Raw genomic sequence first — 19,720 nt, forward strand, 5'->3', positions numbered from 1 at the left:
AACGCAACACAGGCTTTATTTCACCACAAAATCTGAAGCTAACGATCTGCTTCGCAAAATAATTCCAGTCATTTAGCGATGATTTAACTTCCGGTTGTCCGTTTAGTCATTGCAACACGCTTCAAAAAAAACGTGCGATAACTCGCATCACAATGCTATTCTGCCCAGACCATGTTTAGTAAATTAAACAAACACCATGAATACAACGCCTGAACTCCATTGTGATGTACTGATTATCGGCAGCGGTGCTGCTGGCCTCTCCCTCGCGCTGCGCCTGGCGGAACATCAGAACGTAATCGTGCTGAGTAAAGGGCCGATGAGCGAAGGTTCCACCTTCTATGCACAAGGCGGTATTGCCGCCGTGTTTGATGAAACGGACAGCATTGCCTCACACGTAGAAGACACTCTGATTGCCGGTGCCGGGATCGTGGATGAGCATGCCGCAGAGTTTGTCGCCAGCAATGCCCGCCACTGCGTGCAATGGCTTATCGACCAGGGCGTGCTGTTTGATACGCAGGTTCAGCCTAATGGTGAAGAGAGCTATCATCTGACCCGTGAAGGCGGGCACAGCCATCGCCGTATTCTGCACGCTGCTGATGCAACAGGAAAAGCGGTTGAAACCACGCTGGTCAGCAAAGCTCTCAGCCATCCCAATATTCGGGTGCTGGAGCGCAGTAACGCCGTCGACCTGATTATTTCCGATAAAATTGGCCTGCCCGGCACGCGCCGTGTTGTCGGCGCATGGGTGTGGAATCGGAATAAAGAGAAGGTGGAAACCTGCCAGGCTAAAGCCGTTGTGCTGGCGACCGGCGGCGCCTCCAAGGTTTACCAGTACACGACTAACCCGGATATCGCCTCCGGAGACGGTATCGCCATGGCCTGGCGCGCAGGCTGCCGCGTAGCGAATATGGAGTTTAATCAGTTCCATCCTACCGCCCTGTTCCACCCGCAGGCACGTAACTTCCTGTTAACTGAAGCGTTGCGCGGCGAAGGCGCGTATCTCAAGCGACCGGACGGTTCCAGGTTTATGCCGGACTTCGACCCCCGAGGTGAACTTGCCCCGCGGGATATCGTGGCCCGCGCCATTGACCACGAGATGAAGCGGCTTGGCGTGGACTGTATGTATCTGGACATTAGCCATAAACCGGCAGACTTTATTCGCCAGCACTTCCCGATGATTTATGAAAAGCTGCTGAGTCTGGGTATCGATTTAACCCGCGATCCGGTGCCGATTGTGCCTGCCGCCCACTATACCTGTGGCGGGGTGATGGTTGACGATCATGGTCGTACCGACGTGGATGGTTTGTATGCGATCGGCGAGGTCAGTTACACCGGCCTGCATGGTGCGAATCGCATGGCATCAAACTCATTGCTGGAGTGTCTGGTGTATGGATGGTCGGCTGCGGAAGATATAACCAAACGCATGCCCTATGCACGTCCAACAACGCACCTGCCAGCATGGGATGAAAGTCGAGTAGAGAACCCGGACGAACTGGTGGTTATCCAGCATAACTGGCACGAGCTGCGGCTTCTCATGTGGGATTATGTCGGGATTGTACGCACAACGAAGCGTCTGGAACGCGCGTTACGCCGCATCATGATGTTGCAGCAGGAAATTGATGAATATTACGCCAACTTCCGCGTTTCCAATAATCTGCTGGAGCTGCGCAACCTTGTGCAGGTTGCCGAGCTGATTGTACGCTGTGCGATGATGCGCAAAGAGAGTCGTGGCCTGCATTATACGCTGGACTATCCCGACCCGCTGGAAACGTCCGGCCCGTCGGTGTTGACGCCGCAGGTTCACATAAACAGATAAAAGGCCTGGGTCAGGGCAGTGTAATCTTCGGAATAAAGCTGGTCTGGCCCGCGAATAACCATCCTGTCGGTAAAGCACTCCCCCTCTTTCGGCGAGAGCGCCAGCAACACACGGTGCGGTAAGCGACCTTCCGTATCCGAAATATCGGTACGAAGACGCAAACTCCAGCCGATATCCCGAGCGATCTCAATGAAGGTGTTACCCGTGCTTTCGGGCAAGACCACGCAGAAAAATCCCTCTTCCGAGATGAGTTCCGCCGCGCTGGTCAGTAGCGCCTTGTGATCGAGCGAGCCGGTGTAACGTGCCTGCTCGCGTTCCGGCGTTCCACACTCCACACCTGGCGTGAAATACGGCGGATTGCTGACGATCAAATCGTAACGCGCAGTCTGCTCCAGTGCCCAGGTCAGGACATCGGCACATTCCACCCTGATCCGTTCTGCCCACGGAGAATCGGCAGCGTTTTCGCTTGCCTGCTGGGCCGCCTGAGGATCAAGCTCAACGGCGTCGATAGTGACGTGTTCTTCTGTACGCTGCGCCAGCATCAGCGCCTGAAGTCCGCTGCCCGTACCAATATCCAGAATGCGTTTTACACCTGCGACAGGGGCCCATGCACCCAGTAAAATACCGTCTGTACCGACTTTCATTGCGCAACGATCGTGCGCCACAAAAAATTGTTTAAACGTAAAACCATCGCGGCGCAACTGCGCTTTGAGTTGAGACATGTCAGGGCAACCTTCTGTGTGAAACTGGAGTAGCATAGGGGAAAGCGAAGTGGTCGAAAAGCGATATCCATACAAACAGATGAAGATTACAGCCGTAACGTCTATAATCAGCGCCCCACACAGAGGTAGAACATGACTGTAACGACTTTTTCCGAACTTGAACTCGATGAAAGCCTGCTCAATGCTCTTGAGAGTAAAGGCTTTACACGCCCGACCGCCATTCAGGCCGCGGCCATTCCGCCTGCGCTTGAGGGCCGCGATGTGCTCGGTTCTGCGCCAACCGGCACGGGGAAGACAGCAGCCTACTTGCTGCCTGTGTTGCAGCATTTGCTCGATTTTCCGCGTAAAAAATCAGGGCCGCCGCGCATTTTGATCCTGACCCCGACCCGTGAACTGGCGATGCAGGTTGCCGAACACGCGCGTGAGCTGGCGGCGAACACCCATCTGGATATCGCGACCATCACTGGCGGCGTAGCGTATATGAACCACGCCGAAGTGTTCAGCGAAAACCAGGATATCGTTGTCGCGACGACAGGCCGTCTGCTGCAATACATAAAAGAAGAGAACTTCGACTGCCGGGCGGTGGAAACGCTGATTCTCGATGAAGCTGACCGCATGCTGGACATGGGCTTTGCCCAGGATATCGAACACATCGCGGGTGAAACGCGCTGGCGTAACCAGACAATGCTGTTCTCGGCAACCCTTGAAGGGGATGCCATTAAAGATTTCGCCGAACGTCTGCTGGAAGATCCGGTGGAAGTGTCCGCTACGCCATCGACGCGTGAGCGTAAGAAGATCCACCAGTGGTACTACCGCGCAGATAACCTTGAGCATAAGGTTGAGTTGCTGAAACATCTGCTGAAGCAGGAAGAAGCAACCCGTACCATCGTCTTCGTACGTAAACGCGAGCGCGTGCATGAGCTGGCAGAAATGCTGCGCAACGCTGGCATCAACAACTGCTATCTCGAAGGTGAAATGGCACAGGTTAAGCGTACCGAAGGGATTAAGCGCCTGACCGATGGTCGCGTGAATGTGCTGGTTGCAACCGACGTTGCCGCGCGCGGGATCGACATCCCGGACGTGAGCCATGTGATCAACTTTGATATGCCTCGCAGCGGTGATACTTACCTGCACCGTATTGGTCGTACCGGCCGTGCGGGCCGCAAAGGGATTGCTATTTCTCTGGTAGAAGCGCACGACCATCTGCTGCTCCAAAAAATTGGCCGCTACGTTGATGAGCCGCTAAAAGCTCGTGTGATTGACGAACTTCGTCCGACGACACGTGCGCCGAGTGAAAAAATGACGGGTAAACCGTCCAAGAAAGCGCTCGCGAAACGTGCTGAGAGAAAAGAGAAAGAAAAAGAGAAGCCGCGCGTGAAGCAGCGCCACCGCGATACCAAAAATATTGGTAAGCGCCGTAAGCCAAGTTCTGCTGCGCCAGAGACAAAAACTGAAGAGTAAAAAAAAGCCGGGACATTCCCGGCTTTTTTATTCCACCCCCGAAGCTGAAACCTTACAGGCTTTCAGTAAAGGTACGGGCGATAACGTCGCGCTGCTGTTCCGGAGTCAGAGAGTTGAAACGCACCGCATAGCCAGACACACGGATGGTCAGCTGCGGGTATTTTTCTGGGTTCTCAACAGCATCCATCAGCGTTTCACGACGCAGGACGTTAACGTTCAGGTGCTGACCACCTTCCACGCGCACTTCTGGTTGCACTTGCATTGGAATTTCACGGTATTCAATTTCGCCCAGTTTGCTCACCGGAACGATTTCGTCTTCCGCAAAACCTGCTTTCGCTACTACACAGCGCGCTTCGTTTTTCTCGCTGTCCAGCAGCCAGAAAGAGTTCAGCAGATCGTCATTTGCAGCTTTAGTAATCTGGATACCTGTAATCATGTGTTGCCTCCCTTAGGCTACATTAACTGATGCTGGCCTTTTGCGGCCAATTGGTAAAACCATTGTTTGTTGTGTGTATATATAACATTCAGACCCGGGTGATTTATTGATTTAAATCAACAAAATCACTAACCACATAAAGAGTGTGGTCTGAATTTTTTGTTTTAGATCAATTTTAATGATTTACCAATTCAACTTACCCTGCCTGGTTTTCAACATAAATTTAGACACTTAGCCGCTTTTCCGCGGGTAATTTTGCTCACCAGGCATTAGCAGGTAAGCTAGGCAGAGAATGAAATTCGCAGGAGAGCGAGATGACAACACCTTTAACCTGGCATGACGTGCTGGCAGAAGAGAAGCAGCAGCCCTATTTTATTAATACCCTCAGTACCGTTGCGGCTGAACGGCAGGCCGGCCAGACAATTTATCCACCGCAGAAAGATGTATTTAACGCCTTTCGCTACACCGAACTGAGCGACGTGAAGGTGGTTATACTGGGGCAGGATCCGTACCATGGTCCCGGGCAGGCTCACGGACTGGCATTTTCCGTGCGTCCGGGCGTGGCCATTCCCCCTTCTCTGCTGAATATGTATAAAGAGCTGGAAGGAACGATTCCGGGTTTCACCCGCCCTAATCACGGTTATCTGGAAAGCTGGGCGCGCCAGGGCGTGCTGTTGCTGAATACCGTATTAACCGTCCGGGCGGGTCAGGCACACTCCCACGCCAGTCTGGGATGGGAAACCTTTACCGATAAGGTTATCAGCCTGATCAATGAGCATCGTGAAGGCGTCGTGTTTTTACTCTGGGGTTCACATGCCCAAAAGAAAGGGGCGATTATCGATCGTCAGCGCCATCACGTACTGAAAGCACCGCACCCGTCGCCGCTGTCTGCGCATCGCGGTTTCTTTGGCAGTAACCATTTTGTTCTGACGAATGAGTGGCTGGAAAAGCGTGGCGAAAAGCCGATTGACTGGATGCCTGTGTTACCGGCAGAGAGTGAGTAGGGTTTGAATGTGCCGGGTCAGGCCCGGCACATATAAGGCTTATGCCTTGTTCTGACGCCACCATTCGGCCAGCAGCACGCCGGTCGCAACGGATACGTTCAGGCTTTCAACGTTGCCAGTGCCGTCGATAGAAACGCTCATGTCAGCGCTGGAGAGTGCCGCATCAGACAGACCATCGCGCTCCTGACCTAACACCAGCACCATTTTGCGCGGCAACGTCGCTTTAAACAGCGGCGTAGCGGCGCGGCTTGAGGTGGTGACAATGGTGTAGCCCGCGTTACGGAATTGCACAAGAGCCTCCAGCACGCTGTCGCCGGTGATCGGCTGAACATGCTCAGCACCGCCTTCCGCGGTACGGATTGCCGCACCGGATTCCAGCAGCGCGGCATCCTGCAACAGAACGCCTTTCACGCCAAAGTGCGCGCAGCTACGCATCATAGCGCCCAGGTTATGCGGGTTACCCACATCTTCCAGCGCCAGCACACAGTCATCGGCATCCGCCTGGCTGACCCACTGCTGCACGGTGGTGCCGTTACGTTTTTTGATCAGGAAGCAGACGCCGCCGTGGTGTTCAGTCCCGGACGCTTTTGTCAGCTCGGCATCGTCAACCACGTGGTAGGCTTTACGGTTCGCCGCCATCCAGCGCAGCGCTTCTTTAAAGCGCGGGGTCACGCTCTGGATAAACCATGCGCGAACGATACACTCCGGGCGGCTCTGGAACAGGGCCTGACAGGCGTTCTCGCCATATACACGGGTTTCTTCCGCACGCTGACGACGCAGCACTTCCGGATCGATAAAGCTTTTTCCGCTGATACCGCCGTGATCGGCTTTTTCGGTCGCCTCTTCACCGGGCGCGCGCGAAACGGTACGCCATGGCGATCCACCGTCGCGGACAAAATCATCGCGTTTGCGATCGTCACGCTTACGGTCATCACGTTTGCGGTCATCGCCGCGGTTATTTCTGTCATCGCGGGCGGGGCGACGGCCACCGTCTGCACGAGAAGACGCCGGACGCCCGCCACCTTTTCCGGTACGCGGATTTTGGGTGCGTTTATCAGAGTCATCATCACTGCGGACATACATCACTTTGACCTTGCCGCTTTTGTTTTTCATTTCGTCGTTCATGCTTTTCTCCACCAGCGCTGCGCGAAGCGCGCAGATTACCCGATGTGCAAGCTCATAGCCATAATTTCGTACAAAAGCCTGTGACTATTGTTCCCATTGAATAAAACGCGTTGTCGATTTATACAGGCTCACTGATAATATGTAACATATCAGAAACATTATCGGCGTTCTGCCGTTGTTCCACGGCTCTATCAGAGGTTAGTTATGAATACCGTATGTGCCAACTGTCAGGCTTTAAACCGCATTCCGGACGATCGGATGGATGACGGTGCGAAATGCGGGCGTTGTGGCCACGAATTATTTGATGGCGATGTCATTAACGCGACGGGTGCTACGCTGGACAAACTCCTCAAGGACGATCTGCCGGTTGTGGTCGATTTCTGGGCACCGTGGTGCGGCCCCTGCCGTAACTTTGCGCCCATCTTCGAAGACGTGGCTGAAGAGCGCAGCGGGAAAATGCGTTTTGTTAAAGTGAATACCGAAGCGGAACGTGAACTCAGCGCCCGTTTTCGCATTCGCAGCATTCCAACCATTATGATTTTCAAAAATGGGGAAGTGATCGACATGCTCAATGGTGCAGTACCGAAGGCGCCTTTCGACAGCTGGTTAAACGAATCCCTGTAACATTCACGGGGCACATCTTGTGCCCCGTTCTCTCCTCTGCGAAAATGGGGTTTTTCCTGCCTTTTCGCCCATGACTGATAACGCTGTACTTCAATTACGCGCCGAGCGCCTTGCGCGCGCAACCCGCCCTTTTCTGGCCCGAGGCAATCGTATTCGCCGCTGCCAGCGCTGCCTTTTACCGCTGAAAGTGTGTCTGTGCGAAACGCTTGCACCGAGCGAGGCTAAAAGCCGTTTTTGTCTGGTCATGTTCGATACCGAACCGATGAAGCCCAGCAACACGGGGCGTTTGATCGCCGATATTCTGCCCAATACCGCAGCGTTTCAGTGGTCGCGCACTGAGCCACCTCAGGCTCTGCTTGACCTGGTGGCAAACCCGGACTATCAGCCCATGGTCGTTTTCCCGGCATCATATGCAGGCGAACAACGCCAGGTGCTTACGGCGCCACCATCCGGTAAGCCGCCGCTGTTTATTATGCTCGACGGCACCTGGACCGAAGCAAGAAAGATGTTTCGCAAAAGCCCTTATCTTGATGCGCTGCCGGTGATTTCCGTCGATCTGTCGCGCGTTTCGGCCTATCGCTTACGAGAAGCGCATGCCGAGGGTCAATATTGCACCGCTGAAGTCGCCATTGCGCTACTGGATCTGGCGGGCGATACCCAGGCGGCCAGCGCATTAAGCTCCCACTTCTCCTGCTTCCGCGAACGTTATCTGGCAGGAAAAACCGTTCATAAGGGTAGCGTCACAGCAACAGAGACAGAAAGCGTTTAAAATCATCAGGTCGCTTGCATTCACAGGAGGCCTGCATGAGCCAGAGAGGGTTAGAAGCGCTACTCCGTCCGAAATCCATTGCCGTTATTGGCGCCTCGATGAAACCGGACCGCGCAGGGTATCTGATGATGCGTAACCTGCTGGCTGGCGGGTTTAACGGCCCGGTCATGCCCGTTACGCCCGCTTATAAAGCGGTACAGGGGGTGCTGGCATGGCCGGACGTGCAAAGTTTACCGTTTGTTCCCGACCTCGCCGTGCTCTGTACGCATGCGAAACGAAACCTCGAATTGCTTGAGTCGCTCGGTCAGAAAGGCTGTAAAACCTGCATTATTCTTTCCTCGCCTCCTGAACAGCAGCCCGAACTGCTGGCCTGCGCCAGCCGCTACCAGATGCGCATTCTTGGTCCAAATAGCCTCGGTCTGCTTGCGCCCTGGCAAGGGCTGAATGCCAGTTTTTCCCCGGTTCCGATCCGTAAAGGCAAACTGGCCTTTATTTCACAGTCGGCAGCGGTATCCAATACCATCCTCGACTGGGCGCAGCAGCGTGAGATGGGCTTTTCCTATTTCATCGCCCTCGGCGACAGCCTGGACATTGACGTCGATGAGCTGCTGGATTTCCTGGCGCGTGACAGCAAAACCAGCGCTATCCTGCTCTACCTTGAACACCTGAGCGACGCCCGTCGTTTTGTGTCGGCGTCGCGTAGCGCATCGCGTAATAAACCGATTCTGGTCATCAAAAGCGGGCGCAGCCCCGCGGCTCAGCGCCTGCTGCATTCCCATTCCGGGATGGATCCCGCATGGGATGCAGCGATCCAGCGCGCCGGTTTACTGCGGGTACAGGATACGCACGAGCTTTTTTCCGCCGTCGAAACGTTGAGCCACATGCGTCCCCTGCGCGGTGAAAAGCTGATGATTGTCAGCAACGGAGCCGCTCCCGCCGCCCTGGCGCTGGACGAGCTCTGGCTACGCAACGGCAAGCTGGCCACGCTGGGTGAAGAGACGCTCCAGCGCCTGCGGGACGCGTTACCGGGAAGCGTTGTTCCCGATAATCCCCTCGATTTGCGCGATGATGCCAGCAGCGATCGTTACATTAAGGCGATCACGATTTTGCTGGATAGCCAGGACTTTGATGCGCTGATGATTATCCATTCGCCCAGCGCGGTTGCGCCAGGCAGCGAAAGTGCACGAACGCTGATTGAGGCTGTCCGAAACCATCCGCGCGGCAAATACGTCACCCTGCTGACCAACTGGTGCGGCGAGTTCTCCTCGCAGGAAGCGCGACGTCTGTTTAGTGAAGCCGGGTTGCCAACCTACCGTACGCCAGAGGGCACCATAACCGCGTTTATGCATATGGTTGAGTACCGCCGCAACCAGAAGCAGCTGCGTGAAACGCCTGCCCTACCGGGCAACCTCACAGCAAATTCGGTGGACGTACACAGTTTATTGCAACAGGCCATCGAAGAGGGCGCCACTTCGCTTGATACGCATGAAGTGCAACCCATTCTTGGCAGCTATGGGATGCAAACACTGCCGACCTGGATTGCCGGTGACAGCGCTGAGGCGGTACATATCGCTGAGCAGATTGGCTATCCGGTCGCGCTGAAGCTGCGCTCCCCCGATATTCCGCACAAATCGGATGTTCAGGGCGTCATGCTGTATCTGCGCACCGCGACAGAAGTACAACAGGCCGCGGATGCCATTATCGATCGCGTTAAAATGACGTGGCCACAGGCCCGGATCCACGGCCTGCTGGTGCAGAGCATGGCTAACCGAGCAGGTGCGCAGGAGCTGCGCGTGGTCGTCGAACACGATCCGGTTTTTGGTCCACTCATTATGCTGGGTGAAGGCGGCGTTGAATGGCGGCCAGAAGAACAAGCGGCTGTCGCGCTTCCACCTCTAAACATGAACCTGGCGCGTTATTTGGTTATTCAGGCCATCAAAAGTAAAAAAATCCGCGGTAGAAGCGCTCTGAGGCCGCTTGATATCGCCGGGTTAAGCCAGTTTCTGGTGAAGGTCTCCAACCTCATTGTTGACTGTGCGGAGATCCAGCGCCTGGACATCCACCCGCTCCTCGCTTCCGGAAATGAATTCACTGCCCTCGACGTGACGCTGGAAATTGCGCCATTTGTCGGTGACCGGGAAAGCCGTCTCGCCATTCGTCCTTATCCTCTCCATCTGGAAGAGTGGGTGGAGATGAAAAATGGAGAGCGGGCACTGTTTCGCCCTATCCTGCCGGAAGACGAGCCGCTGCTGCGAGCGTTCATCTCGCAGGTGACGAAAGAAGATTTGTACTATCGCTATTTCAGCGAAATTAATGAATTTACCCACGACGATTTAGCCAATATGACCCAGATCGACTACGATCGAGAAATGGCGATTGTGGCGGTCCGCCGTTCCGCAGAGGGAGAAGAGATCCTCGGCGTGACGCGTGCCATTTCCGACCCGGATAACGTGGATGCGGAGTTTGCCGTACTGGTGCGTTCCGATCTTAAAGGTTTGGGTTTGGGCAGACGGCTGCTCGAAAAACTCATTGGTTATACGCGCGATCACGGATTGTCACGGCTCAATGGCATTACTATGCCAAATAATCGGGGTATGGTGACCCTGGCGCGGAAGCTCGGTTTTGACGTTGATATCCAGCTGGATGAAGGCATTGTCTCTTTGTCCCTCAGCCTGACTTCGACGGATAAACAAGAGTAAGCTGCTGGAAATGTTACCCACTTTTCCCGGCACTGGGGTATCATTGTCCGCTTATGTTGTTTGCCTGGTACAGACAACCCTTCAATGAACAGAGAAGAAACGCACTGTGATGTTGTCAAAATTTAAGCGTAATAAACATCAACAACACCTTGCTCAACTACCGAAGATTTCTCAGTCAGTTGATGATGTAGAGTTCTTTTATGCTCCCGCTCATTTCCGGGAGACGCTTCTTGAAAAGATTGCCAGCGCTACGCGACGTATTTGCATTGTGGCGCTCTATCTTGAACAAGATGAAGGTGGGCGTGCGATCCTGAACGCGCTCTATGAAGCGAAACGTCAGCGTCCGGAACTGGATGTTCGCGTGCTGGTTGACTGGCACCGTGCTCAGCGTGGCCGTATTGGTGCGGCTGCCTCGAATACCAATGCTGACTGGTATTGCCGCATGGCCCAGGAAAATCCGGGTATTGATATACCGGTATATGGCGTACCGGTGAATACCCGTGAAGCGCTTGGCGTTCTTCATTTTAAAGGATTTATCATTGATGACAGCGTCCTTTATAGCGGCGCCAGTCTGAATGATGTGTATCTCCATCAGCTCGATAAATACCGTTACGATCGCTACCATCTTATCCGTAATCCGCAGATGACCGACATCATGTTCAACTGGGTTGATAAAAACCTGGTTCATGGCCGGGGTGTGCACCGTCTTGACGATCCTCATCGCCCGAAAAGCCCGGAAATCAAAAACGACGTTCGCTCCTTCCGCCAGGAGCTGCGCGATGCGATTTATCGTTTCCAGGGTGATGCCAATAATGAAGAACTGTCCGTTACGCCTCTGGTAGGCCTGGGTAAATCCAGCCTCCTGAACAAGACTATCTTCCATTTGATGCCGTGCGCGGAGCATAAGCTCACCATCTGCACCCCGTACTTCAACCTTCCCGCCGTTCTGGTGCGTAATATCATTCAGCTGCTGCGTGATGGTAAAAAGGTGGAAATCATTGTCGGGGATAAAACGGCAAACGACTTTTTCATTCCGGAAGATCAGCCTTTCAAGATCATCGGCGCACTGCCTTATCTCTATGAGATTAACCTGCGCCGCTTTCTGAGCCGTTTACAGTACTATGTGAACACGGACCAGCTCGTCGTGCGCCTCTGGAAAGATGAAGATAACAGTTATCATCTCAAAGGAATGTGGGTGGATGACGAGTGGATGCTGCTGACCGGTAATAACCTGAACCCACGCGCCTGGCGTCTGGATTTGGAAAACGCCATTCTTATTCACGATCCTCAGCATGCGTTAGCCGCGAAACGCGATCGTGAGCTGGAGCTTATACGCACGCATACCACAGTGGTTCGTCATTATCGCGATCTGCAAAGCATCGCTGATTACCCGGTGAAAGTTCGCAAGCTGATTCGCCGTCTACGTCGGATCCGTATCGATCGCCTCATCAGCCGCATTCTGTAATACACGAGCCCTGTCATCGACGGGGCTTTTTTTTATGGAGCCTGTTAATGCGTACGCCATGCCTGATAATCCCTCTTTTGCTGACAGGTTGCAGCCATATGGCTAATGATAACTGGTCGGGTCAGGATAAAGCTCAGCACTTTCTGGCGTCTGCAATGATGTCCGCTGCGGGCAATGAGTATGCGCTGCACCAGGGATATAGCCGGGATCGAAGTGCCACAATAGGCCTGATGTTCTCCATCAGCCTGGGGGCATCAAAAGAACTTTGGGATAGCCGCCCCTCGGGAAGTGGCTGGAGCTGGAAAGATTTTGCCTGGGACGTAGCCGGGGCAACAACCGGCTACGCCGTCTGGCAGATGGCGCATTATTAAAGGCGGATACCTTTTCCTTTGCGATGCAGCATCAGCGAGACAATAAACGCCAGCGCCCCCATAACGGTGACATACCAGAAAAAGGTCGTTTCACTGCCCCATGACTTAAGGGATAACGCGACATACTCTGCCGAACCGCCGAACAGGGCGTTTGCAACCGCATAAGAGAGGCCTACGCCCAGCGCCCTCACCTGTGCGGGAAACATTTCCGCTTTCAAAATGCCACTGATTGCCGTGTAAAAACTGATAATAATGAGCGCCACCATGATTAAAGCGAAAGCGGCATACGGAGAGGTTGTATGCTGTAGCGCCGTCAAAAGCGGAACGGTACCCAGGGTGAGCATGCCGCCAAAGATCAGCATGGAGGTACGGCGACCAATTTTGTCCGACAGCGCGCCGACAATTGGCTGGATGAGCATAAAGACCAGTAACGCCACCGTCATGACGACACTCGCAACGTTTGCATGCATGCCCGTAGTGTTGACCAGATATTTTTGCATATAGGTGGTGAAGGTATAGAAGCTTAGCGAGCCTGCGGCGGTAAAGCCTAATACCATCAAAAATGCTTTGCGGTTACGCCACAGCCCTTTCATCGAACCAGCTTCTTTAAGCGCCCTGACCTCCTGTTGTGAGGTTTCATCAAGCTGACGGCGTAGCCACAGCGCCACAACCGCCAGGGCTGCCCCCAGGGCAAACGGAATGCGCCAGCCCCAGGCGCGTAAATCTTCATCGCTAAGGATTTGTTGAAGGATCACCACAACCAGTAACGCCAGTAGCTGTCCGCCAATGAGGGTTACATACTGGAATGATGCGTAGAAACCTTTGCGACCTTCAACCGCCACTTCGCTCATGTATGTCGCACTGGTGCCATATTCGCCACCGACCGATAGCCCCTGGAACAGACGTGCCAGCAACAACAACGCCGGTGCCCATGTTCCGATAGTCGCATAACCGGGCAGGCAGGCAATCACCAGCGAGCCGACGCACATCATGCATACAGAGATGAGCATGGATGTCTTGCGCCCTTTCCTGTCCGCGATCCTGCCGAATAGCCATCCACCGATAGGGCGCATCAGGAACCCGGCGGCAAAAACGCCTGCGGTTTGCAAAAGCTGAGTTGTGGTGTTCCCTGACGGGAAAAAGATATGCGCAAAGTAGAGTGAACAAAATGAATAGACGTAAAAGTCAAACCACTCTACAAGGTTTCCTGATGAGGCCCCAACGATTGCCCAAACCCGACGGCGAGTATCCTTACCTGCCAAATTGGTGTTATCCGTATCTGCACTGGCTACGGTTTCTGTCATTTTAATATCCCCTGTCTCACATTGCGGGCCTTTGCCCACAAACAGTAAAACCGGATTTAAAACGAATCGTTAGGTAAATAAAATGTTTCCAATATGTTTCATTGCGTTTTGTGAACTCGATCAGCTATCTAATTATTAGCGGACGCAGTAATTATCCCCAGGACTGCTGGTGGGCCTTTTTTCGCTGCAAGTAATCTTCGTCTGCACGAATTTTATCCCACCACTTTTTGAAGACTGCGGCTGCTTCTGCTTTCACTGGATCGTGATCGAAGGGTTTGACTTGTCGTTCCGCATCATACTTTTTACCGCCCTTATGATTCGCGTATCGCCGGGCGCGGGTATAGCCCATTTGTATGAATTTACGCGCCATATCCATACCTACAAAATCGTTTTTACTGCGGTACTCTTCAAAGAGAGCGTATATCTCTTGTGCCGAACGCGCTGCGACTTCAGAATTTTTAAAACGCCAGTGTGGAAGGATTTCGCTTTTATAAGGCTCGACCATCAATACGCCCTGCTCACCCCGGCCAACCTGATACCGTTCGGGATGTTCGCGAAAATTTATATTTGCAAAATCTTGTTGGTAATCAAAAGGACGAGTCAAAGCGGCACCATTGTTAAAATCGTTTTAACAATTGTAGGCCGGATAAGGGGAAGCCGCCATCCGGCATGTTTTTCCGTGCACAAAGCAAAAAACCCCGCACCTTCCGGTACGGGGTTCTTCCTGATTGATGCCTGGCAGTTCCCTACTCTCACATGGGGAGACCCCACACTACCATCGGCGCTACGGCGTTTCACTTCTGAGTTCGGCATGGGGTCAGGTGGGACCACCGCGCTAAAGCCGCCAGGCAAATTCTGTTAATCTGTATCAGGCTGAAAATCGTGTCTGTCTCTCTTCGCCAAAACAGCTTCGGCGTTGTAAGGTTAAGCCTCACGGTTCATTAGTATCGGTTAGCTCAACGCATCGCTGCGCTTACACACCCGACCTATCAACGTCGTCGTCTTCAACGTTCCTTCAGGAGACTTAAAGTCTCAGGGAGAACTCATCTCGGGGCAAGTTTCGTGCTTAGATGCTTTCAGCACTTATCTCTTCCGCATTTAGCTACCGGGCAGTGCCATTGGCATGACAACCCGAACACCAGTGATGCGTCCACTCCGGTCCTCTCGTACTAGGAGCAGCCCCCCTCAATTCTCCAGCGCCCACGGCAGATAGGGACCGAACTGTCTCACGACGTTCTAAACCCAGCTCGCGTACCACTTTAAATGGCGAACAGCCATACCCTTGGGACCTACTTCAGCCCCAGGATGTGATGAGCCGACATCGAGGTGCCAAACACCGCCGTCGATATGAACTCTTGGGCGGTATCAGCCTGTTATCCCCGGAGTACCTTTTATCCGTTGAGCGATGGCCCTTCCATTCAGAACCACCGGATCACTATGACCTGCTTTCGCACCTGCTCGCGCCGTCACGCTCGCAGTCAAGCTGGCTTATGCCATTGCACTAACCTCCTGATGTCCGACCAGGATTAGCCAACCTTCGTGCTCCTCCGTTACTCTTTGGGAGGAGACCGCCCCAGTCAAACTACCCACCAGACACTGTCCGCAACCCGGATTACGGGTCTACGTTAGAACACCAGCCATTAAAGGGTGGTATTTCAAGGTTGGCTCCACGCAGACTGGCGTCCACGCTTCAAAGCCTCCCACCTATCCTACACATCAAGGACCAGTGTTCAGTGTCAAGCTATAGTAAAGGTTCACGGGGTCTTTCCGTCTTGCCGCGGGTACACTGCATCTTCACAGCGAGTTCAATTTCACTGAGTCTCGGGTGGAGACAGCCTGGCCATCATTACGCCATTCGTGCAGGTCGGAACTTACCCGACAAGGAATTTCGCTACCTTAGGACCGTTATAGTTACGGCCGCCGTTTACCGGGGCTTCGATCAAGAGCTTCGCGTTGCCGCTAACCCCATCAATTAACCTTCCGGCACCGGGCAGGCGTCACACCGTATACGTCCACTTTCGTGTTTGCACAGTGCTGTGTTTTTAATAAACAGTTGCAGCCAGCTGGTATCTTCGACTGATTTCAGCTCCGCCCGCAGGGGCTTCACCTACATATCAGCGTGCCTTCTCCCGAAGTTACGGCACCATTTTGCCTAGTTCCTTCACCCGAGTTCTCTCAAGCGCCTTGGTATTCTCTACCTGACCACCTGTGTCGGTTTGGGGTACGATTTCGTGTTACCTGATGCTTAGAGGCTTTTCCTGGAAGCAGGGCATTTATCACTTCAGCACCGTAGTGCCTCGTCATCACACCTCAGCGTTAATAAGGTACCGGATTTACCTGGAACCTCCGCCTACATGCTTAAACCGGGACAACCGTCGCCCGGCTGACATAGCCTTCTCCGTCCCCCCTTCGCAGTAACACCAAGTACAGGAATATTAACCTGTTTCCCATCGACTACGCCTTTCGGCCTCGCCTTAGGGGTCGACTCACCCTGCCCCGATTAACGTTGGACAGGAACCCTTGGTCTTCCGGCGAGCGGGCTTTTCACCCGCTTTATCGTTACTTATGTCAGCATTCGCACTTCTGATACCTCCAGCACCCCTCACAGGACACCTTCAACGGCTTACAGAACGCTCCCCTACCCAACAACACATAGTGTCGCTGCCGCAGCTTCGGTGCATGGTTTAGCCCCGTTACATCTTCCGCGCAGGCCGACTCGACCAGTGAGCTATTACGCTTTCTTTAAATGATGGCTGCTTCTAAGCCAACATCCTGGCTGTCTGTGCCTTCCCACATCGTTTCCCACTTAACCATGACTTTGGGACCTTAGCTGGCGGTCTGGGTTGTTTCCCTCTTCACGACGGACGTTAGCACCCGCCGTGTGTCTCCCGTGATAACATTCTTCGGTATTCGTAGTTTGCATCGGGTTGGTAAGCCGGGATGGCCCCCTAGCCGAAACAGTGCTCTACCCCCGAAGATGAGTTCACGAGGCGCTACCTAAATAGCTTTCGGGGAGAACCAGCTATCTCCCGGTTTGATTGGCCTTTCACCCCCAGCCACAGGTCATCCGCTAATTTTTCAACATTAGTCGGTTCGGTCCTCCAGTTAGTGTTACCCAACCTTCAACCTGCCCATGGCTAGATCACCGGGTTTCGGGTCTATACCCTGCAACTTAACGCCCAGTTAAGACTCGGTTTCCCTTCGGCTCCCCTATACGGTTAACCTTGCTACAGAATATAAGTCGCTGACCCATTATACAAAAGGTACGCAGTCACCCCATAAAGAGGCTCCCACTGCTTGTACGTACACGGTTTCAGGTTCTTTTTCACTCCCCTCGCCGGGGTTCTTTTCGCCTTTCCCTCACGGTACTGGTTCACTATCGGTCAGTCAGGAGTATTTAGCCTTGGAGGATGGTCCCCCCATATTCAGACAGGATACCACGTGTCCCGCCCTACTCTTCGAGTTCACAGCAAGTGTGCTTTCGTGTACGGGACTATCACCCTGTACCGTCGGACTTTCCAGACCGTTCCACTAACACACAAGCTGATTCAGACTCCGGGCTGCTCCCCGTTCGCTCGCCGCTACTGGGGGAATCTCGGTTGATTTCTTTTCCTCGGGGTACTTAGATGTTTCAGTTCCCCCGGTTCGCCTCGTTAACCTATGTATTCAGTTAACGATAGTGCAACGGATTGCACTGGGTTTCCCCATTCGGACATCGCCGGGTCAAAGGTTCATATCACCTCGCCGGCGCTTTTCGCAGATTAGCACGTCCTTCATCGCCTCTGACTGCCAGGGCATCCACCGTGTACGCTTAGTCGCTTAACCTCACAACCCGAAGATGTTTCACTTCTGATTGCGAAAATTTGAGAGACTCGAACACACATGAGCTGTGTGTCGTTTCAATTTTCAGCTTGATCCAGATTTTTAAAGAGCAAATATCTCAAACATGACTCGCAAGTCAGTTTTGAGATATGACGGCAGGTGACTTTCACTCACGAACCAGCAAGTGGCGTCCCCTAGGGGATTCGAACCCCTGTTACCGCCGTGAAAGGGCGGTGTCCTGGGCCTCTAGACGAAGGGGACGTACAGTCTCAATCGCAAGACGCCTTGCTATTTACTTTTCATCAGACAATCTGTGTGAGCACTACAAAGGCAGGTTCTTTAAGGTAAGGAGGTGATCCAACCGCAGGTTCCCCTACGGTTACCTTGTTACGACTTCACCCCAGTCATGAATCACAAAGTGGTAAGCGCCCTCCCGAAGGTTAAGCTACCTACTTCTTTTGCAACCCACTCCCATGGTGTGACGGGCGGTGTGTACAAGGCCCGGGAACGTATTCACCGTGGCATTCTGATCCACGATTACTAGCGATTCCGACTTCATGGAGTCGAGTTGCAGACTCCAATCCGGACTACGACGCACTTTATGAGGTCCGCTTGCTCTCGCGAGGTCGCTTCTCTTTGTATGCGCCATTGTAGCACGTGTGTAGCCCTACTCGTAAGGGCCATGATGACTTGACGTCATCCCCACCTTCCTCCAGTTTATCACTGGCAGTCTCCTTTGAGTTCCCGGCCTAACCGCTGGCAACAAAGGATAAGGGTTGCGCTCGTTGCGGGACTTAACCCAACATTTCACAACACGAGCTGACGACAGCCATGCAGCACCTGTCTCAGAGTTCCCGAAGGCACCAAAGCATCTCTGCTAAGTTCTCTGGATGTCAAGAGTAGGTAAGGTTCTTCGCGTTGCATCGAATTAAACCACATGCTCCACCGCTTGTGCGGGCCCCCGTCAATTCATTTGAGTTTTAACCTTGCGGCCGTACTCCCCAGGCGGTCGACTTAACGCGTTAGCTCCGGAAGCCACGCCTCAAGGGCACAACCTCCAAGTCGACATCGTTTACGGCGTGGACTACCAGGGTATCTAATCCTGTTTGCTCCCCACGCTTTCGCACCTGAGCGTCAGTCTTTGTCCAGGGGGCCGCCTTCGCCACCGGTATTCCTCCAGATCTCTACGCATTTCACCGCTACACCTGGAATTCTACCCCCCTCTACAAGACTCTAGCCTGCCAGTTTCGAATGCAGTTCCCAGGTTGAGCCCGGGGATTTCACATCCGACTTGACAGACCGCCTGCGTGCGCTTTACGCCCAGTAATTCCGATTAACGCTTGCACCCTCCGTATTACCGCGGCTGCTGGCACGGAGTTAGCCGGTGCTTCTTCTGCGGGTAACGTCAATCGACAGGGTTATTAACCCTGTCGCCTTCCTCCCCGCTGAAAGTACTTTACAACCCGAAGGCCTTCTTCATACACGCGGCATGGCTGCATCAGGCTTGCGCCCATTGTGCAATATTCCCCACTGCTGCCTCCCGTAGGAGTCTGGACCGTGTCTCAGTTCCAGTGTGGCTGGTCATCCTCTCAGACCAGCTAGGGATCGTCGCCTAGGTGAGCCGTTACCCCACCTACTAGCTAATCCCATCTGGGCACATCCGATGGCAAGAGGCCCGAAGGTCCCCCTCTTTGGTCTTGCGACGTTATGCGGTATTAGCTACCGTTTCCAGTAGTTATCCCCCTCCATCAGGCAGTTTCCCAGACATTACTCACCCGTCCGCCACTCGTCAGCAAAGCAGCAAGCTGCTTCCTGTTACCGTTCGACTTGCATGTGTTAGGCCTGCCGCCAGCGTTCAATCTGAGCCATGATCAAACTCTTCAATTTAAGTTTGATGCTCTTGAATTAAACTTCGTAATGAATTAAGTGTTCACTCAGAGACTTGGTATTCATTTTTCGTCCGAGGACGTTAAGAATCCATATCACTTTGAGTGCCCACACAGATTGTCTGATAAATTGTTAAAGAGCAGTGCCGCTTCGTTTTCGCTGCGGCGCGGGGTGTGCATATTACGCTTTCCCGCTTCAGAGTCAAGCGTTTATTT

13 protein-coding genes, 1 tRNA gene and 3 rRNA genes are annotated in these 19,720 nt (G+C 53.5%); 8 read left to right on the forward strand and 9 right to left on the reverse strand.

Annotated features, from left to right (window positions below; genetic code table 11):
• The first annotated feature begins 196 nt into the window (after positions 1-196).
• Positions 197-1,816 (forward strand): L-aspartate oxidase, encoded by a 1,620-nt coding sequence (gene nadB / locus ACQG2Q_RS17290; RefSeq protein WP_022649045.1) that lies wholly within the window; start codon positions 197-199, stop codon positions 1,814-1,816.
• Here nadB and trmN read toward each other — a convergent pair.
• Positions 1,801-2,538: a tRNA(1)(Val) (adenine(37)-N(6))-methyltransferase TrmN gene (trmN, locus tag ACQG2Q_RS17295; protein WP_063849978.1), complete on the reverse strand. Its 738-nt coding sequence runs from the start codon at positions 2,536-2,538 to the stop codon at positions 1,801-1,803. The genes nadB and trmN overlap by 16 nt on opposite strands.
• Positions 2,539-2,670: 132 nt before the next feature.
• On the opposite strand from trmN, the gene srmB reads away from it, so the two are divergent.
• Positions 2,671-3,999 (forward strand): ATP-dependent RNA helicase SrmB, encoded by a 1,329-nt coding sequence (gene srmB / locus ACQG2Q_RS17300; RefSeq protein WP_022649047.1) that lies wholly within the window; start codon positions 2,671-2,673, stop codon positions 3,997-3,999.
• Positions 4,000-4,051: 52 nt separating this feature from the next.
• Here the strand turns inward: srmB and grcA are convergent, their stop codons facing one another.
• Positions 4,052-4,435 carry an autonomous glycyl radical cofactor GrcA gene (gene grcA, locus ACQG2Q_RS17305; RefSeq protein ID WP_022649048.1) on the reverse strand — a complete coding sequence of 128 codons (384 nt, stop codon included), beginning with the start codon at positions 4,433-4,435 and terminating at the stop codon, positions 4,052-4,054.
• 314 nt (positions 4,436-4,749) lie between these two features.
• On the opposite strand from grcA, the gene ung reads away from it, so the two are divergent.
• The gene (ung, locus tag ACQG2Q_RS17310; protein WP_003860729.1) at positions 4,750-5,439 is read left to right on the forward strand and encodes a uracil-DNA glycosylase; all 690 of its coding nucleotides are present in this window, start codon (positions 4,750-4,752) and stop codon (positions 5,437-5,439) included.
• A 39-nt stretch (positions 5,440-5,478) separates the two neighbouring features.
• Here the strand turns inward: ung and ACQG2Q_RS17315 are convergent, their stop codons facing one another.
• Complete coding sequence (locus ACQG2Q_RS17315; protein ID WP_063849976.1) at positions 5,479-6,564, reverse strand: tRNA/rRNA methyltransferase; 1,086 nt, start codon at positions 6,562-6,564, stop codon at positions 5,479-5,481.
• A gap of 204 nt (positions 6,565-6,768) precedes the next feature.
• Here ACQG2Q_RS17315 and trxC point away from each other — a divergent pair, with 204 nt between their 5' ends.
• The 5 genes from trxC to ACQG2Q_RS17340 all read left to right on the forward strand — a co-directional run bounded on the left by trxC (position 6,769) and on the right by ACQG2Q_RS17340 (position 12,492).
• Positions 6,769-7,188: a thioredoxin TrxC gene (gene trxC / locus ACQG2Q_RS17320; RefSeq protein ID WP_003860733.1), complete on the forward strand. Its 420-nt coding sequence runs from the start codon at positions 6,769-6,771 to the stop codon at positions 7,186-7,188.
• Between the two features lie 70 nt (positions 7,189-7,258).
• Positions 7,259-7,957 (forward strand): tRNA-uridine aminocarboxypropyltransferase, encoded by a 699-nt coding sequence (tapT, locus tag ACQG2Q_RS17325; RefSeq protein WP_022649050.1) that lies wholly within the window; start codon positions 7,259-7,261, stop codon positions 7,955-7,957.
• 35 nt (positions 7,958-7,992) lie between these two features.
• A complete protein-coding gene (locus ACQG2Q_RS17330; protein WP_063849974.1) occupies positions 7,993-10,656 on the forward strand; it encodes a bifunctional acetate--CoA ligase family protein/GNAT family N-acetyltransferase in 2,664 nt (887 codons plus the stop codon).
• A 109-nt stretch (positions 10,657-10,765) separates the two neighbouring features.
• A complete protein-coding gene (gene pssA / locus ACQG2Q_RS17335; RefSeq protein ID WP_022649052.1) occupies positions 10,766-12,121 on the forward strand; it encodes a CDP-diacylglycerol--serine O-phosphatidyltransferase in 1,356 nt (451 codons plus the stop codon).
• Between the two features lie 47 nt (positions 12,122-12,168).
• Positions 12,169-12,492 (forward strand): YfiM family lipoprotein, encoded by a 324-nt coding sequence (locus ACQG2Q_RS17340; RefSeq protein ID WP_022649053.1) that lies wholly within the window; start codon positions 12,169-12,171, stop codon positions 12,490-12,492.
• Here the strand turns inward: ACQG2Q_RS17340 and ACQG2Q_RS17345 are convergent.
• The 6 genes from ACQG2Q_RS17345 to ACQG2Q_RS17370 form a co-directional block, all read right to left on the reverse strand.
• Positions 12,489-13,796 carry an MFS family transporter gene (locus ACQG2Q_RS17345; RefSeq protein ID WP_426759246.1) on the reverse strand — a complete coding sequence of 436 codons (1,308 nt, stop codon included), beginning with the start codon at positions 13,794-13,796 and terminating at the stop codon, positions 12,489-12,491. The two genes, ACQG2Q_RS17340 and ACQG2Q_RS17345, sit on opposite strands and share 4 nt — an antisense overlap.
• A 151-nt stretch (positions 13,797-13,947) precedes the next feature.
• On the reverse strand, positions 13,948-14,400 hold the full coding sequence (locus ACQG2Q_RS17350) for a DUF4385 domain-containing protein (protein WP_048966853.1): 453 nt from the start codon (positions 14,398-14,400) through the stop codon (positions 13,948-13,950).
• A 129-nt stretch (positions 14,401-14,529) separates the two neighbouring features.
• A 5S ribosomal RNA gene (gene rrf, locus ACQG2Q_RS17355) occupies positions 14,530-14,645 on the reverse strand.
• Positions 14,646-14,716: 71 nt separating this feature from the next.
• A 23S ribosomal RNA gene (locus ACQG2Q_RS17360) occupies positions 14,717-17,621 on the reverse strand.
• Positions 17,622-17,803: 182 nt separating this feature from the next.
• Positions 17,804-17,879, reverse strand: a tRNA-Glu gene (locus ACQG2Q_RS17365).
• An 84-nt stretch (positions 17,880-17,963) separates the two neighbouring features.
• A 16S ribosomal RNA gene (locus ACQG2Q_RS17370) occupies positions 17,964-19,505 on the reverse strand.
• The 16S, 23S and 5S rRNA genes sit together here with 1 tRNA gene alongside, the layout of an rRNA operon.
• Between the last annotated feature and the right edge of the window lie 215 nt (positions 19,506-19,720).

Origin of the sequence: Enterobacter cloacae complex sp. 370H10 (assembly GCF_050031535.1) — a bacterium.
In the GTDB taxonomy this organism is placed as follows: domain Bacteria; phylum Pseudomonadota; class Gammaproteobacteria; order Enterobacterales; family Enterobacteriaceae; genus Enterobacter; species Enterobacter intestinihominis.

Excerpts from the sequence above, each read along its gene's own strand:
- trxC (WP_003860733.1), top strand. The coding sequence starts at position 6,769 with ATGAATACCGTATGTGCCAACTGTCAGGCTTTAAACCGCATTCCGGAC.
- grcA (WP_022649048.1), bottom strand. The coding sequence starts at position 4,435 with ATGATTACAGGTATCCAGATTACTAAAGCTGCAAATGACGATCTGCTG.
- tapT (WP_022649050.1), top strand. The coding sequence starts at position 7,259 with ATGACTGATAACGCTGTACTTCAATTACGCGCCGAGCGCCTTGCGCGC.
- pssA (WP_022649052.1), top strand. The coding sequence starts at position 10,766 with ATGTTGTCAAAATTTAAGCGTAATAAACATCAACAACACCTTGCTCAA.
- ung (WP_003860729.1), top strand. The coding sequence starts at position 4,750 with ATGACAACACCTTTAACCTGGCATGACGTGCTGGCAGAAGAGAAGCAG.
- trmN (WP_063849978.1), bottom strand. The coding sequence starts at position 2,538 with ATGTCTCAACTCAAAGCGCAGTTGCGCCGCGATGGTTTTACGTTTAAA.
- nadB (WP_022649045.1), top strand. The coding sequence starts at position 197 with ATGAATACAACGCCTGAACTCCATTGTGATGTACTGATTATCGGCAGC.
- ACQG2Q_RS17315 (WP_063849976.1), bottom strand. The coding sequence starts at position 6,564 with ATGAACGACGAAATGAAAAACAAAAGCGGCAAGGTCAAAGTGATGTAT.
- ACQG2Q_RS17345 (WP_426759246.1), bottom strand. The coding sequence starts at position 13,796 with ATGACAGAAACCGTAGCCAGTGCAGATACGGATAACACCAATTTGGCA.
- srmB (WP_022649047.1), top strand. The coding sequence starts at position 2,671 with ATGACTGTAACGACTTTTTCCGAACTTGAACTCGATGAAAGCCTGCTC.
- ACQG2Q_RS17340 (WP_022649053.1), top strand. The coding sequence starts at position 12,169 with ATGCGTACGCCATGCCTGATAATCCCTCTTTTGCTGACAGGTTGCAGC.
- ACQG2Q_RS17330 (WP_063849974.1), top strand. The coding sequence starts at position 7,993 with ATGAGCCAGAGAGGGTTAGAAGCGCTACTCCGTCCGAAATCCATTGCC.